The organism is Pontibaca salina (assembly GCF_016307205.1).
Lineage (GTDB): Bacteria > Pseudomonadota > Alphaproteobacteria > Rhodobacterales > Rhodobacteraceae > Pontibaca > Pontibaca salina.
In genome coordinates, this window is the sequence record NZ_JAEIJD010000016.1 from 25,735 (window position 1) to 39,302 (window position 13,568).

Below are 13,568 nucleotides of genomic sequence, written 5' to 3' on the forward strand. Positions count from 1 at the left end.
CCCTGCCAAACCGGTCCACCATATCACGCGGCGGCGACCCAGTCCGCCATATCGGGAAGAAGCCCATTCAACACCGTTTGAAAGGCGGCCACGATGGCTGCCGCCGAATCGTCGGCAGCCGGCGCGCTCTGCCGCCAAACGCGGCTGGCGATCACGCGCTGGTCCCGGTCACGCAGTACCGTCAGCGTCACGTCAATCGTTACGCTCAGCGCATCGCCGGTGACCTCGGCCTGAAACGCGTCAAGCCGTGTCAGCAGCGCCAGATCGGGCACCGGCCCGCCTTCGCCGGGTCCGACATAGCCCAGCCGTCCGGTACCCGCGATCGAGCGGATCAGCAGCGATTGCATCAGGTCGGGCAGTTCGTCCGGCCAGCGGGCATCGGGCAGATAGGTGATCGACAGCGGCGCGGGCTTGATCATGACCCGGTCGGTCGCAATGGCGGCGGCGGCGTCCGGGCGGGCGACCAGCAATGTGCGCCCTGAGCGCCGTCCGGGTGTCGTCCCGGTGACCGGCAGCAAATCATAGGTATTTAGTGGCGTTGCCGCCGTATTCAGGGTGGACAGGGCACTGCACCCGCTCAGGCTTGCGGCGGCCCCCAGCAGGGCGAAACGGCGGGTCATCATCATGGGGCGCATCCTGTCATCTCCGATATTCGGGCACACGTTCATTCAGCAGGAACCGCGCGGGGTCACGTTCAATCCGGCGCACCAGTTGATCAAGCGAGCGCACCAGCCGACGGGCTTCGGATCCCAACCGCGAAAGTTCCGGCAGGCCGCTGCCGGTAAACTGGGTGATACCGGGCGCGGCCCCCGCGACGGTCGCTTGCACCTGGCCGACAACCGCGTCGGCGCGGGCAATCAGCGCGCGCAGATCGGCGGTGATGGCCGGCAGATCCTCCGACACCTTTTCCGCCGCAGCTCCGATCCGGTCGCTGGCTGAACGTATATCGTTCAGGACCGGGTCAAAATCGGTCGACATGACTCCGGTCGCCGTGTCGAACGCAGTTTCTGCAGAGGCCAGCGCACGGTCGGTTGCACCCAGCGAGCGGTCGAGATTGTCCATCGTCTGCCCCGCGCGTTCGAAAATTTGCGTGGCCGTGGTCAGCGTCTTGTGCGCGTCCGCCGCCAGCGGGTCGAGCCGCCCGGTCAGCCCGGTCAGATCATTGGCGACGCGATCCACCGCCTTCGACGCGGTGGCAACTGCGCTGCGGATATCTTCGACCACAACCGGAACATCCGTGTTAATGACCGTCTCGACGGTGCCAATGGCGGCCTTGGCATCGGCCAGCACCGCGCGCGCATCCGAAACCAGCAGCGCGCCCTCCCCATCAATCAGCTTGGAAACGCTGCCGGACGCGCCGGCGACGGCGGCAAATGCGCTGTCGGCCTCGGTCAACGTTGTTTCAAGCTGACTCAGGCGCGCGTTCAGCAAGTCCGCCGTATCGCCGAACCCGGTCAGCGTATTGGCCGACCGAGCCGACAGATCGGCAACAGCGGCGTTCAGCGCATCCACCGTGTCGGAAATCTGCGCTATGATCGCCGGCACCTGTTCGCGCATGAGCTTTTCCGCCTCGGCAAAGGCTCCGCCAGCGCTGTCGATGGCTTTGGTCGAGGACGTGATTGCCGCTTGGGTTGAATCGAACGCGTCGGTGGCCGCCGCCAATGTCGCGTCCGCATTGACCAGCGTCGTCTGGATCGAGGCTCCGATAGCGTCCAGTCGCGCAGTAAACAGCGTGATCTGTTTGGTTGCGTCGCCCACAACCCCGGTGATCGAAGAAAAATCGCTCAGCGCCTTTTCCAGCCCACCGGACGCGGAATCAAGATTGCGCAGGATGTTGCTGACATATTTCTGGTTTTCTGGCCCGGCGATTTTTTGAAACTGTGCCAACAGTTCCGTTGCCTCGGAGATCAGATCGGGCGCGTCCTCGACCAATTGCTGCACCGTCGACCGACGTGACGCGATGATCGGAATTTCACCGGGTGGTGCGGTCAGTGGCGGGGCTTCGCGCTGTTTGTTCGACAGCGAGATATACGACACCCCCGTCACCCCCGAGGAACTGAGCTGCGCCACTGTGTCCTCGCGGACCGGCGTCGTTGCATCGACCTGAATACCGACAAAGACCTTGGACGGATCGTCTTGCGATATGTGCAAATCGATCACGCGCCCGACCGCAATCCCGTTGAAGTGCACATCGCCCGAGGCGCTGAGCCCCGACACATCGTCGAAAAGAATGCCATAAGTCGCATATTGCCGGTCAAGCTGCGCGCTGGCCAGCCAGATCATAAACGCAAGCGTTCCCAAGATGCCAAGCAGCGTGAATGCGCCGATCAGGATGTAATTTGCGCGCGTTTCCATCAACGCTCCCCTTTTGTTGCCAGCGCGGCCCGCGCCCGGGGGCCGTGGAAATATTCTTGCACCCAGGGGTGATCGACTTCCAGCATCTCGGCCATAGTGCCGACCGCCAGCACCTTTTTCTCCGCCAGCACTGCGATTCGGTCGCAGATCGCATGCAGAGAGTCCAGATCATGCGTAACCAGAAACACTGTCAGACCCAATGTCGCCTGCAACTGGCCGATCAATGTATCGAAAGCCGCCGCGCCGATCGGGTCCAGCCCGGCGGTCGGTTCGTCCAGAAACACGATCTCAGGATCCAGCGCAATGGCGCGGGCGAACCCGGCGCGTTTGCGCATTCCGCCCGAAAGCTCTGAAGGAAACTTGGTCTGCGCCACATCGGTCAGCCCGACCATCCGCACCTTGATCCCGGCCAGCGTTTTTCGCAAATCGTCGGGCAGGTCCAATTGCTCGCGCATCGGGGCTTCGACATTCTGGCGCACGGTCAGCGATGAAAACAGGGCACCGTCCTGAAACATCACGCCCCAACGGCGGCGCAGATCGCGATATTCCTCGGGCGAGCTGTCGCGCACATTCTCGCCAAAGACCTCGATCTGACCGGCGTCAGGTTTCAGCAACCCGACGATCTGTTGCAGCAGCACCGATTTCCCGGTGCCCGAACCGCCGACAATGCCGATGATCTCGCCCCGGCGCACGTCCAGATCCAGCCCGTCATGCACAATATGGGTGCCAAAGCTTTTCACCAGTCCGCGTACTTTGATGATGGGGTCAGTTGCAGTGTCGTTCATCACACCCCCACCAGAGAAAAGAAGATCGAGAAAATCGCGTCCACGACAATGACCATGAAAATCGCCAGAACCACCGAGGTCGAGGTCAGCCGACCCAGCGATTCTGCATCGCCACCGACCTTCATGCCCTCGTAACAGCCGATAATGCCGATGATCAGCGCGAAGAACGGTGCCTTGATCATGCCGACGCCGAAATGCCAGACATCGGTGTTGCTGACCAGCCGCGACTGGAACACAGCCGGCGAAACGCCCAGTTCGATCCACGACATGATCGCGCCGCCGATCAGGCCCGAAACATCCGCAATCAAGCCCAGCACCGGCAGCATCAGCACCAGCGCCAGTATCCGCGGCACCACTAGGATTTCCATCGGGTTCAACCCCAGCGTGCGCATGGCGTCGATCTCTTCGCGCATTTTCATCGACCCGATGGCCGCCGTAAAGGCCGAGCCCGACCGACCGGCAACTATGATCGCCGTCAACAGGATGCCCAGTTCGCGCAAGACTGAAATCGCAATCAGATCGACCACAAAAACCTCGGCCCCGAACTGGCGCAATTGGGTCGCCCCCTGAAACGCCAGAACCACGCCGATCAGAAACGCCATCAGTGCAACGATGGGAATCGCGTTCCAACCAACCTGCTGCATGTGATACACCAGCGACGTCATGCGAAAGCGCCGTGGTTGGACTATCAATCGCCCCATGACCGCAATGACCTCGCCCAGAAAGCTGGTCAATTCCAAAGCGACGCGCCCCGCATTGGCGGTCGCACGTCCGATAGCTTCAATGCGGTCGGTAATCGTCGGGCGATGTTCCGTGATCTCGGCCTCGGTTGGCATGCTGGCGCGAACCGTGTCCAGAAGCTGGCGCTGGGTATCGGTCGCTCCCCGGATCAGCCTGCCCTTGTCCGCATCGGCGATGCGACGTTCAAGATCGAGGATGAACCACGCCCCTGCCGTGTCCAACTGTGCGACCTGTGAGATGTCGATCAGGCGTGCGCCACGTAAGTCGTGGTCCAGCCGATCGATGGTTTCGATCAGCAAATCGCCGGACAATACATAGCAGCCATTCGCGACGGTCGCCTCGACGACCGCTGACTGCCTCTGTTTGCTGCCGGTTGCTCGTGGCGTCATCTTTCCAATCTCGGGGTCTCGGCCTTCTAATCGGACCGGGCGGCAAGGCAATATGCCGCTTCTGTGCCACCCTTCTTATAGAACCCCCAAGACAGCATCCATTGGACAAATTTCATTAGCGCTCAACCGTGGCCTGAGGGTCCCACCAGCCCCTTGCGCATCGTCCGCATTTTGTTGTGAATTGAGAGGCGGCGTGAGTACGAGAGCTCAATGCCAGCAGACGCCTTGCTGACAAATCTTCTCAGTTGGGCGGGTGCCTGGAAAATCTGCCGCACATGCCTCGCATTTCCGGCAAGCACCAATTAAGCCCCTGCAAAAGTACCATTGAAACAACAAAGTTTGCCCGAGGGACCCTACCCATGCGCGATGTCAGAACTAAGTCAGAACGGGACATACCATCGCTCGGAGCACCGGCTGAGGTCATCGAGACGTTTCTTGCTTCGGCCCATGGCATCGACGTGGCCGCCTGGCTGGCTGATCTCTCGCCCCCCGATGCGCTGCAGCACCTGAGCAATATGGAGTTGCCACGTCGGGTCGAAGTGTTCGGGTTCCTGCCGCTGAACATCCAGGTCGATTTCGCCGCTGCCTTTGCTCCGGCTGAACTGGCCGACATCGTCACACACATGGACGCCGATGACCGCGTCGACCTGTTCAACGGGCTCAGCGAGAGCGAGCAGCAAACGCTGATGCGCAATCTGGCACAAGCCGAGCGCGACGATATCCGCCGCCTTGCCGGACATGCCGAAGGCACCGCCGGCGCGATCATGACAACGGATTACGCGACCTTGCGCGCCGAGATGACCGCGCAAGAGGCAATTGCAGAACTCCGTCGCGCGGCGCCGGAAAAGGAAACCATCTATCGCTCCTATGTTCTGGACGATGAGCGCCGATTGATCGGCTCGGTCCGATTGCACGAACTGATCCTGGCCGCCGATGACATTCCGATAGGCGCGATCATGAATGATTTGCCGGTGTCGGTGCCGGTGGAAACCGATCAGGAAAAGGTCGCAAAGACGATCGAGCGGTATGATCTGCTGGCGTTGCCGGTGGTTGATGAAAATGATCGGTTGGTCGGGATTGTCACCCATGACGACGCCGCCGATGCCATGCAGGAGGAAACCACCGAGGACTTTCAGCGCCTTTCCACCGTGTTACCCTTCACCCAAAGCCTGCGTGAGGCGGGGATTGGCGTGCTGTATTCCAAACGTATTGTCTGGCTGGTGTTACTGGTGTTCGGAAACCTGTTTTCCGGCGCTGGAATCGCCTATTTTGAAGACACAATTCTGGCCTATGTGGCGCTGGTATTCTTCCTGCCTTTACTGATCGACAGCAGCGGCAATGCCGGGTCGCAATCGGCCACGTTGATGGTGCGCGCATTGGCGACAGGCGATGTCGCGCTGAAAGACTGGCGTGACCTGATTTTGCGCGAGATGTTGATTGCCACCGCATTGGGCGTAACTATGGCGGCTGTGGTCTTCCCGCTCGGGCTGTTGCGCGGGGGGTCCGAGATTGCTCTGGTGGTTGGCGCGACAATGTTCCTTGTGGTTATTGTTGGCAGCCTTGTGGGCATGTCACTGCCCTTCCTGCTCAGCCGTTTGCGGCTGGACCCGGCAACGGCCAGCGGACCACTGGTCACGACGATCTCGGATGCGGTTGGCGTGGTGGTCTATTTCTCGATCGCGACGCTGCTGTTGACGCTATAGGCCAGTTCCGCCCTATCGCCCATCGATCCGCAACGTGAAATCACGCCGCGCCCCTTGGGGCGGGGCCGGGAACGGTGCGGCGCGCCTGATCTGTTGCAGCGCCACGCGGTCCAGCTGTTCCGAACCGGAACTGCCAACAATGTTAAGCGCAGCCAGCCCGCCATTCGCGGCGATGGTAAAGCTGACCTGCACCGATCCGCGCGCGTTGACACGTTCACGCCGGGTGCGCTGGATTTGGCGCATGACCTGACCGGGATAGTTTTCCGCCGCCGCATTGCCCGAACGGGCGGTAACATGCTGCGCCGGTCCCGCCTGCTGTGTCTGCGCCGTTTCCTTGCCGCTCGCATCACCGGCCCGGGCGGTGCTTTTGGCATTGCCTGCTTGCCGGGGCGGCGGCGCGGTTTTGCTCGCAGCCTTGCGTTTCGGCTGGAGCTTGGGCCGCTCTGGCCGAGCTTCGGGGCGGGCGGAGTCCTTGGGCGCATGGGTTTCGGCCTGGATGCGGTCGGCCCGCTCTGGTGAGAGGGCTGATATTTGCTCGACCGGCTGCGCGCTTGCGACCGTGGGAGCAGGGCTTTTCTGCGTGGCTACTGGGGCGGCGGTGGCTGCATCGCTTGGTGCAGCGGAGTGCGCCGCGCTGGGTGCGGCTGCTGCGGTTAGCTCGACATGCATTGTTGGCTCTGGCTTGGGCACCGATGCGCCCTCGGCCATATCAGCAAAACTGTCACCCGAAGTCGAAATGCTGGCCCCGCCGCCGCCCTGAAGCGCGATTTTCTCTGCCCCAATGGACGGCAGCACCGCAATGGCCGCGTGCAGCGCCCCGGCCAAGGCTAGGCAGATCAGGGCAACATAGCGTGAGCCCGGGATCATGGGAGCGCCCGTTCGGTCACGACCATCACCTGCGCTGCACCCGCCGCACGCAATTCGCCGGACAGGCGCACCAGAACCTGTGCGGGTAGCGCCCGGTCAGGGACAATGCGCAAGATCTGGCCCTGCCCGCCCTCTTGCTGTCCGGCCATAAAATCACCCGTCGTTTCGATCGGCTCGCCGCGCCAACTCAGCCGCCCATCCGCATGTGCCACCAGCGTGTCCGGCGGCGCGCGCCCGTCCAGCGTTTCGGTCTGCACCAGAGTCAGATCGCCATCCATCGGTGCTGCCAGCGTGCCCGCGATCATGAAAAAGATCAGCATCAGAAAGACCACGTTGATCAGGGCAATGGTCGGCTCACGCGGGCTGGCGGTTCTGGGGCGGGCAAGGCGGCTCATTGCAGCACCGTCACCGCAAGGCCATCGACCCCGCGCAGCACCGCCAGCACATCGACCAGCCGTTGCGACAGAACCTCATCCGTCAGGCTGACCAGCAACCGAGTTTCGGCGCGCTCTGCCAAGATTGCGCTCAGCGAGTCCAGCGCCACCGCCTCGCCATTCAGGCGCAGTGTGGTTTCGTTTACCGACAAGAATAGCGGCGCGATTTGCGCATTGGCCCCGCCCCGCGCCGCTCCCGACAACTCGATCTCGCCGTAGCGCGAAAAGGTCGACGTCAGCATGAAGAACAGCAGCAGCAGAAAGATCACATCGATCAACGATGTCATCGAAAGCGGCCTGCGCCGGGGCTTGCGGATCTCAAGCGGCATGAACCTGTGGGTCCGGCTTCGCTTTTGCCGGGGCAAGGACGGTGCGCAAGCCGCGTTCGGCAAAAACCCGCTCGCGGTGCATCCGCCCCTCGAACCATGACAGGACAAGGGCTGCGGGCATGGCCACGGCCAGCCCTGCCGCAGTGGTCAGCAACGCCACCCAGATGCCCCCCGCCAGAAGCGATGGGTCCACCGCATGGCCCGCGTCCTGTAACGTGCGAAACGCCTCGATCATGCCCAGAACCGTGCCGAACAATCCCAGCAGCGGCGCCAGTTGGGCGACCACATCCAGAACTTTAAACCCCGATTCCAGCCGCGCGAACCGTGCCTCGGCTTCGGCGTCCAGCCGTTGTGATAAAAGCGCCGTGCCGGTTTCTTCCTGCTCCATCGCCTGCGCGATCACCGGCGCAAGGTAACTGGTGCTTTGCGCCAGATATTGTGCGGCTTGCGGTCTTTCACCTTGGTCCCACGCTTTGATTGCCGCAGACAGCGCGCGGTGCCGCCCCACACCTGAAAGCTGAAACTGCCACAGCTTATAAAGGATCAGCGCCAGCGTCAGCACCGAGACCAGCACCAAAACCGCGACGACCGGGCCGCCAAGATCAAGGATATTTGCGAGAGAGGCCCGCAGGTTTTGTACAACAGTCATCCCAGAAGCTCGATTTCGGTACGCGAGGTCAGGTTGAGATCAATCATGCAGGCCCCGCTGTCCAGCCCCTCGCCAGTGCAGCTATGTGCGCCGTTGAACAGGATACGCTGGATATCCCCGCAGGCGAGGCCGTCGATCTGGAATTGGCGCACCCGCGGACGCCCGGCGGGCAGGTCGCGCAGGTCGAACAGCGTCAGCCGCTCGACCGCGCCATCCTTGTCAAACAGCACGGTTTCGAAAACCGCCTCGGACAGATCCGCGCCGAGTCGGTTTTCCACCAGAAAACTGATGCGGCACGCGCCCTCCACATCGGCCGTGGTGTTCAACTCGATCTGCAGGCCACGCGATTGCGCAGCGTCTTGGGCGGCGTCTTGGGCGGCGTCTTGGGCGGCGTCTTGGGCGGCGACGCTGCCGGACAGACCGGCCAATGCCAAGGCAGACGCGACCGTGAACAAGAATGTTTGGACTGGCCTCATGGCAGGACCTCCTGATGATTCTCTGCAAATAACAGAAATTTGCCGTTCAATCATGCTGCATGGGGCCGGTAATGTAAGGTGACTAAAAGTGTCAATATAAAAGCGGCGCGCTGCGATGGGGCAGATCGCGCCGCTGCTGCCGCTATGATTGCGCCTGAACCGCCATCCGCGAGGTGCGGTGGGTGATCAGTAGGCGCCACAGGAACGCCAAGATGAAAAGCACCGTCAGGATCAGCACGATCGTGGCAGCGGGGGCGCTGTCGATGAAGAAACTGGCATAGACCCCGCTTACCATTGACATGGCGCAAACCGCGACCGAGACGATCATCATCCGTCCGAAACTGCGCACGACCAGAAACGCGATCGCCCCCGGCGTTACCACCAGCGCCACGGCCAGAATCAACCCGGTCGCGGTCAGCGTCGAGACAATGGCCAGCGACAGCACGGCCAGCAGCCCGTAATGCAGCAACCCAGTCGGCAGCCCGCTGGCGCGGGCCTGGGCCGGATCAAAGGCATTCAGCAGCAGATCTTTCCACTTCAGCACCAAAAACCCAGTGACCCCCAGCGAGATCAGCCCCGTGGTCCAAAGGTCTTCCCGCCCCACGCCCAGCATGTTCCCGAACAACACATGATCCAGATGCTCATTGGTGGTGATCGACGTGTACATGATGATCCCGATGCCGAACATGCCCGAAAACACCACGCCCATAACCGTATCCTGCTTGATCCGGCTGTTATGCGATAGATAACCGGTCAGCATTGCACAGGTCATACCCGCGCCGAAGGCCCCGATAAGCAAAGGAATACCCGTCATCCAGGCCAGCACCACACCGGGCAGGATCGCATGGCTGACCGCATCGCCCATCAGCGCCCAGCCCTTGAGCACCAGAAAGCAAGACAGCAGCGCCGTCGGTGGCGCGACAAGCAGCGCAATCCAGAAGGCGTTTTGCATGAACGGAAATTGAAACGGCAAAAGCAGGGTGTCGATCATGGGTGTGCCTCCTGCTGCACGGCGCTCGAGATTGGCGGGGACTCTGGCGCAAGCGCTTGCGACGCTTTGCGACGCGCCGCCAACATGCCGTGTTTCGGCGCGAAGAAAAACGCCAGAAGGAACAATAGCGTCTGCAGCGCGACAATTACGCCGCCCGTGGCGCCATCAAGGTAATAGCTGATATAGGCGCCAAAGAAGCTGGTCACGGCACCGATCAACACCGACACGATGATCAGACGCGGGAAACGGTCGCACAGCAAATAGGCGGTCGCCCCCGGTGTGACCACCAGCGCGATCACCAGAAACGCGCCAACGGTAATCATTGCAGCGACGACGGCCGCTGATAGCAGGATGAAGAAGACCACCTTAAGAAGATCAGCGCGCAGACCGATGCTGCGGGCGTGGTTCTCGTCAAAGAAGACAACCATCAAATCTTTCCATTTCGCCAGCAGCACTGCCATCGACACGATTCCGATGATCGCCAATTGCAGCGTGTCGTCCGGCGTGATGGCAAGAATGTTCCCCATAATAATGGTCTGGATGCTGACTGACATCGGCGACAGCGACACCATGAACAAACCTAGCCCGAAAAACGAGGTAAAGATGATGCCGATGATCACGTCGATCTTCAGCCCCGAGCGCCCCGACAGGAACAGCATCGACCCGGCCGCCAGCCCACCCGCAATGAATGCGCCCAGCGCGAAGGGCAGCCCCAGAATATAGGCCCCCGCCACGCCGGGCACGACCGAATGGGACAATGCGTCGCCGATCAGCGACCAGCCTTTCAGCATCAGGTAACAGGACAGGAAGGCGCAGACTCCGCCGACCAGCGCCGATACCCACATGGCGTTGAACATATAGCCATAGCTAAATGGCTCAAGCAGCAGGTCGATCATGACTGCCCCCCGGTATCGGGCTTATTCGCTGTGACGGCTTTTTTCTGACGGCCGCGCTGGCCATATTTGACAAGAGGACGTTCATCGTCGGTCAGGATCGAAATCTCGCGCGGATCGTCGTCATCGTGCAGGTCGGTGCCGCCCAGCGTGAAGTGTCGCAACACGCCCCCAAAGGCACGTTCAAGATTGTCATGGGTAAAGGTGGTCTCGGTTGGCCCATAGTTCAGCACCGTGCCCTTGACGAGAACGGTACGGTCGCAGAATTCCGGCACTGAACCGAGGTTATGGGTCGAAACCAACATGACGCGGCCCTCGTCGCGCAATTCGCGCAGCAAAGCGACGATCTGTTCCTCGGTCTTGACGTCCACCCCGGTAAAGGGTTCGTCCAGCAAGATCACCTGCCCGGCCTGGGCAAGGCTGCGCGCGAGAAACACACGCTTGCGCTGACCGCCGGACAATTCCCCGATCTGGCGGTGGCGGTACTTCTGCATATTGACCCGGCGCAGCGCCTCCTCCACGGCATCATGGTCGGCCTGTTTCGGGTGACGCAGAAAGCCCATATGCCCATAGCGACCCATCATCACCACGTCTTCGACCAGCACCGGAAAGGTCCAATCGACCTCTTCCGCCTGCGGCACATAGGCCACAAGGTTCTGACGCAGCGCCTGCCTTACCGTCCGGCCCAACAGGCGGATTTCGCCTCGCGCGGCGGGCACGAAACCCATGATTGCCTTAAACAGCGTCGATTTCCCGGCACCGTTCACGCCGACCAGCGCAGTTATGGTGCCGCGGGGGATCTCGAAACTGGCGTCATAAAGGGCAGTATGGCCATTGCGATAGGTCACAGTCACGTCGCGGACTAAAATACCGCCCGCCGGCCCTTCGGCATTGGCAGCGTCTACGGCATCGGGGGATAGATCGAGCATCATCTCATCCTTGTTGGCTCTGGCATTCAGGTCGATCCGCAGATTGACCATCACGCACCGAGGTGCGTGATGGCAAAAAGGTCGTGAGCGGTGGCACTTCAGTTCGTCTGCGGCGCCAGCGCTTTGGCGATCGTCTCGGCATCGACACGCAGCAGGTCGAGATAGGTCGGCACCGGGCCGTCTGCCTCGCTAAGGGAATCGACATAGAGGACACCACCATATTCCGCCCCGGTTTCGCGCGCGACCTGCTTGGCGGGGGCCTGATTGACCGTGCTCTCACAGAATACCGCCGGAACATCGTTATCGCGGACCGTATCGATCACCTTACGCACTTGTTGCGGCGTACCGGTCTGATCGGCGTTGATTGGCCATAGATACGCTTCTTTCAGGTCGAAATCGCGGGTCAAATAGCTGAACGCGCCTTCGCAAGTGACCAGCCAGCGCCGGTCTTCGGGCACCGATTGCACACGCTTGCGCAATGGTTCGATAGTGTCGCGGATCTGCTTCTTGTACTCTGCGGCGTTAGCAGCATAGATTTCAGCGTTATCCGAGTCATGTTTGGACAGCGCATCGCGGATATTATCCACGTAGATCAGCGCGTTATCCAGCCCCATCCAGCCATGCGGGTTGGGTGTACCCTCATATTCGCCTTCGGCAATCGACATCGGCTCGATTCCCTCACTCAACGTGGCCGATGGCATATCGCCAAGGTTGTTGATGAACTGCTCGAACCAGCGTTCGAGATTCAAACCATTCCACAGAATCAGATCGGCACCCGAGGCGCGCACGATGTCCTGCGGTGTGGGTTCGTAATCGTGAATCTCGGCACCGGCTTTGGTGATCGACACCACTTCGGCTGCGTCACCGGCCACGTTCTGGGCCATGTCGGCAAGGATGGTAAAGGTCGTGACCACCTTGAAGGGGTCGGATTTTTCTTGGCCGTGGGCCGTCACGCCAAACAGCGATGCCGAGATGATCGCGGCTGCCATCGCCAGCTTTCGGGGAGAGGGTCGTGTCATGCTCTGACTCCGTCTGATTAATATAGCGCACTGCTAATGCGAAGCGCTCGCAACTGTCAAGCATGTTGCGAACGCTTCTCATTAAGGTCCGCAATCCCCGAACAGATCGCATCAGGTCAGCGCCAATGCCGCCTTTCTTCCGTCATAGATCGCAAAAGCGGCTTGCGCGTAGCGTTGGCATCCCCAATCGATTGCACGGCAATGCCACACTCTGCCAGTTCTCCGCGCAGGCGCATTTCTGCCAAATTCGTTATCGCCAGAACCAGCGACGCGTCCGGCAGATGGCTTTGCGGACCGGTCAGCAGAGATTTCAGGGTCACACCCTCGGCGCTCCATTCGATAATGGCAGACTCTACCACGAAGTCCACGCCCAGCACAGCGCAGCTTTAACGTCGGGTTCGACATTGACCGCAAGCCCAATGATGCACTCCCCGCCACTGGCCACGCAGATACGGCGCAGGACATCGCGCGAAAACCGGGTGCCGCTGTTCAGGCTTTCGCCCCATTCGTCACTGCGGGTGCTCGACATCGGCGTCCAGAACTGGTCAAGCAGGCCATGATGGGCGGCCCAGACTTCGACAGCGTCGTCTCCGGGCAGGAAACTGCCGCGCGTCAGCATTGCGGCGGGATGGGTCGGCATCGGCCCGACCAAGATCATCGCCGCGCCGCCCATGGCGCGCTCGACATAACCTGAGATCGCACGCCTTGGCTCAAGCTGGCGACCGCCTTCGACAGTGTCGGATCTGACACAGGTATCAAGAAAAACCGGGCCACCGGCAGCTTGGTCGCGTAATCTCAGGGCTGAACACGGGAACGCCAGCCGTCATTGCGGCAGACCAAAAAAAGGCCGCCACGGTAATCGCAGCGGCCTTTATCTAAAATGTTGTATTTCGCAGTCAAACCGGGCGCGAAACCGCGCCCGTTTCGGTTACGCGATGATTTTGGACACGACACCCGCACCGACGGTGCGACCGCCTTCACGGATGGCGAAACGCAGGCCCTGCTCCA

Annotated in this window: 17 protein-coding genes; 1 reads left to right on the plus strand and 16 read right to left on the minus strand. The window is 61.1% G+C overall.

Annotation, left to right across the window (positions count from 1 at the left end; genetic code table 11):
• Nucleotides 1–23 precede the first annotated feature (23 nt).
• From JAO82_RS13550 to JAO82_RS13565, 4 genes are read right to left on the minus strand one after another with little or no spacing between them, the layout of a single operon-like run.
• Nucleotides 24–626, minus strand: coding sequence for an ABC-type transport auxiliary lipoprotein family protein (locus JAO82_RS13550; RefSeq protein WP_232897415.1), 603 nt, complete (start codon nucleotides 624–626; stop codon nucleotides 24–26).
• 13 nt (nucleotides 627–639) lie between these two features.
• Nucleotides 640–2,355: an MlaD family protein gene (locus JAO82_RS13555; RefSeq protein ID WP_198686931.1), complete on the minus strand. Its 1,716-nt coding sequence runs from the start codon at nucleotides 2,353–2,355 to the stop codon at nucleotides 640–642.
• Entirely contained in the window at nucleotides 2,355–3,140 is a 786-nt protein-coding gene (locus JAO82_RS13560) for an ABC transporter ATP-binding protein (RefSeq protein WP_198686932.1), read from the minus strand. Before JAO82_RS13560 ends, JAO82_RS13555 begins: the two co-directional genes overlap by 1 nt.
• Nucleotides 3,140–4,270, minus strand: coding sequence for an ABC transporter permease (locus JAO82_RS13565; RefSeq protein WP_198686933.1), 1,131 nt, complete (start codon nucleotides 4,268–4,270; stop codon nucleotides 3,140–3,142). The genes JAO82_RS13560 and JAO82_RS13565 overlap by 1 nt, the downstream gene beginning before the upstream one ends.
• A 359-nt stretch (nucleotides 4,271–4,629) precedes the next feature.
• Here JAO82_RS13565 and mgtE point away from each other — a divergent pair, with 359 nt between their 5' ends.
• Nucleotides 4,630–5,973, plus strand: a complete 1,344-nt coding sequence (gene mgtE, locus JAO82_RS13570) for a magnesium transporter (protein WP_232897416.1) — start codon at nucleotides 4,630–4,632, stop codon at nucleotides 5,971–5,973.
• 12 nt (nucleotides 5,974–5,985) lie between these two features.
• On the opposite strand, the gene JAO82_RS13575 is transcribed toward mgtE, so the two are convergent.
• From JAO82_RS13575 to JAO82_RS14495, 12 genes are all read right to left on the minus strand, one after another.
• On the minus strand, nucleotides 5,986–6,840 hold the full coding sequence (locus tag JAO82_RS13575; protein WP_198686934.1) for a cell envelope integrity protein TolA: 855 nt from the start codon (nucleotides 6,838–6,840) through the stop codon (nucleotides 5,986–5,988).
• Entirely contained in the window at nucleotides 6,837–7,235 is a 399-nt protein-coding gene (locus tag JAO82_RS13580; RefSeq protein WP_198686935.1) for an ExbD/TolR family protein, read from the minus strand. Before JAO82_RS13580 ends, JAO82_RS13575 begins: the two co-directional genes overlap by 4 nt.
• Complete coding sequence (locus JAO82_RS13585) at nucleotides 7,232–7,561, minus strand: biopolymer transporter ExbD (protein WP_198686936.1); 330 nt, start codon at nucleotides 7,559–7,561, stop codon at nucleotides 7,232–7,234. Before JAO82_RS13585 ends, JAO82_RS13580 begins: the two co-directional genes overlap by 4 nt.
• A 31-nt stretch (nucleotides 7,562–7,592) precedes the next feature.
• Nucleotides 7,593–8,252, minus strand: coding sequence for a MotA/TolQ/ExbB proton channel family protein (locus JAO82_RS13590; RefSeq protein WP_198686937.1), 660 nt, complete (start codon nucleotides 8,250–8,252; stop codon nucleotides 7,593–7,595).
• Nucleotides 8,249–8,728, minus strand: a complete 480-nt coding sequence (locus JAO82_RS13595; protein ID WP_232897417.1) for a hypothetical protein — start codon at nucleotides 8,726–8,728, stop codon at nucleotides 8,249–8,251. Before JAO82_RS13595 ends, JAO82_RS13590 begins: the two co-directional genes overlap by 4 nt.
• 142 nt (nucleotides 8,729–8,870) lie before the next feature.
• Nucleotides 8,871–9,719: a metal ABC transporter permease gene (locus JAO82_RS13600; protein ID WP_198686938.1), complete on the minus strand. Its 849-nt coding sequence runs from the start codon at nucleotides 9,717–9,719 to the stop codon at nucleotides 8,871–8,873.
• Entirely contained in the window at nucleotides 9,716–10,615 is a 900-nt protein-coding gene (locus JAO82_RS13605) for a metal ABC transporter permease (protein WP_198686939.1), read from the minus strand. Before JAO82_RS13605 ends, JAO82_RS13600 begins: the two co-directional genes overlap by 4 nt.
• The gene (locus tag JAO82_RS13610) at nucleotides 10,612–11,541 is read right to left on the minus strand and encodes a manganese/iron ABC transporter ATP-binding protein (RefSeq protein ID WP_198686946.1); all 930 of its coding nucleotides are present in this window, start codon (nucleotides 11,539–11,541) and stop codon (nucleotides 10,612–10,614) included. Before JAO82_RS13610 ends, JAO82_RS13605 begins: the two co-directional genes overlap by 4 nt.
• Nucleotides 11,542–11,639: 98 nt before the next feature.
• Nucleotides 11,640–12,560, minus strand: a complete 921-nt coding sequence (locus tag JAO82_RS13615) for a metal ABC transporter substrate-binding protein (RefSeq protein WP_269812884.1) — start codon at nucleotides 12,558–12,560, stop codon at nucleotides 11,640–11,642.
• Nucleotides 12,561–12,676: 116 nt separating this feature from the next.
• Complete coding sequence (locus JAO82_RS13620; RefSeq protein ID WP_198686940.1) at nucleotides 12,677–12,919, minus strand: hypothetical protein; 243 nt, start codon at nucleotides 12,917–12,919, stop codon at nucleotides 12,677–12,679.
• Nucleotides 12,913–13,233 (minus strand): oxidoreductase, encoded by a 321-nt coding sequence (locus JAO82_RS13625; RefSeq protein ID WP_198686941.1) that lies wholly within the window; start codon nucleotides 13,231–13,233, stop codon nucleotides 12,913–12,915. The genes JAO82_RS13620 and JAO82_RS13625 overlap by 7 nt, the downstream gene beginning before the upstream one ends.
• Nucleotides 13,234–13,488: 255 nt before the next feature.
• Nucleotides 13,489–13,568: EF-Tu C-terminal domain-related protein (locus tag JAO82_RS14495; RefSeq protein ID WP_198686409.1), on the minus strand; the 80-nt coding region annotated here is incomplete at its 5' end.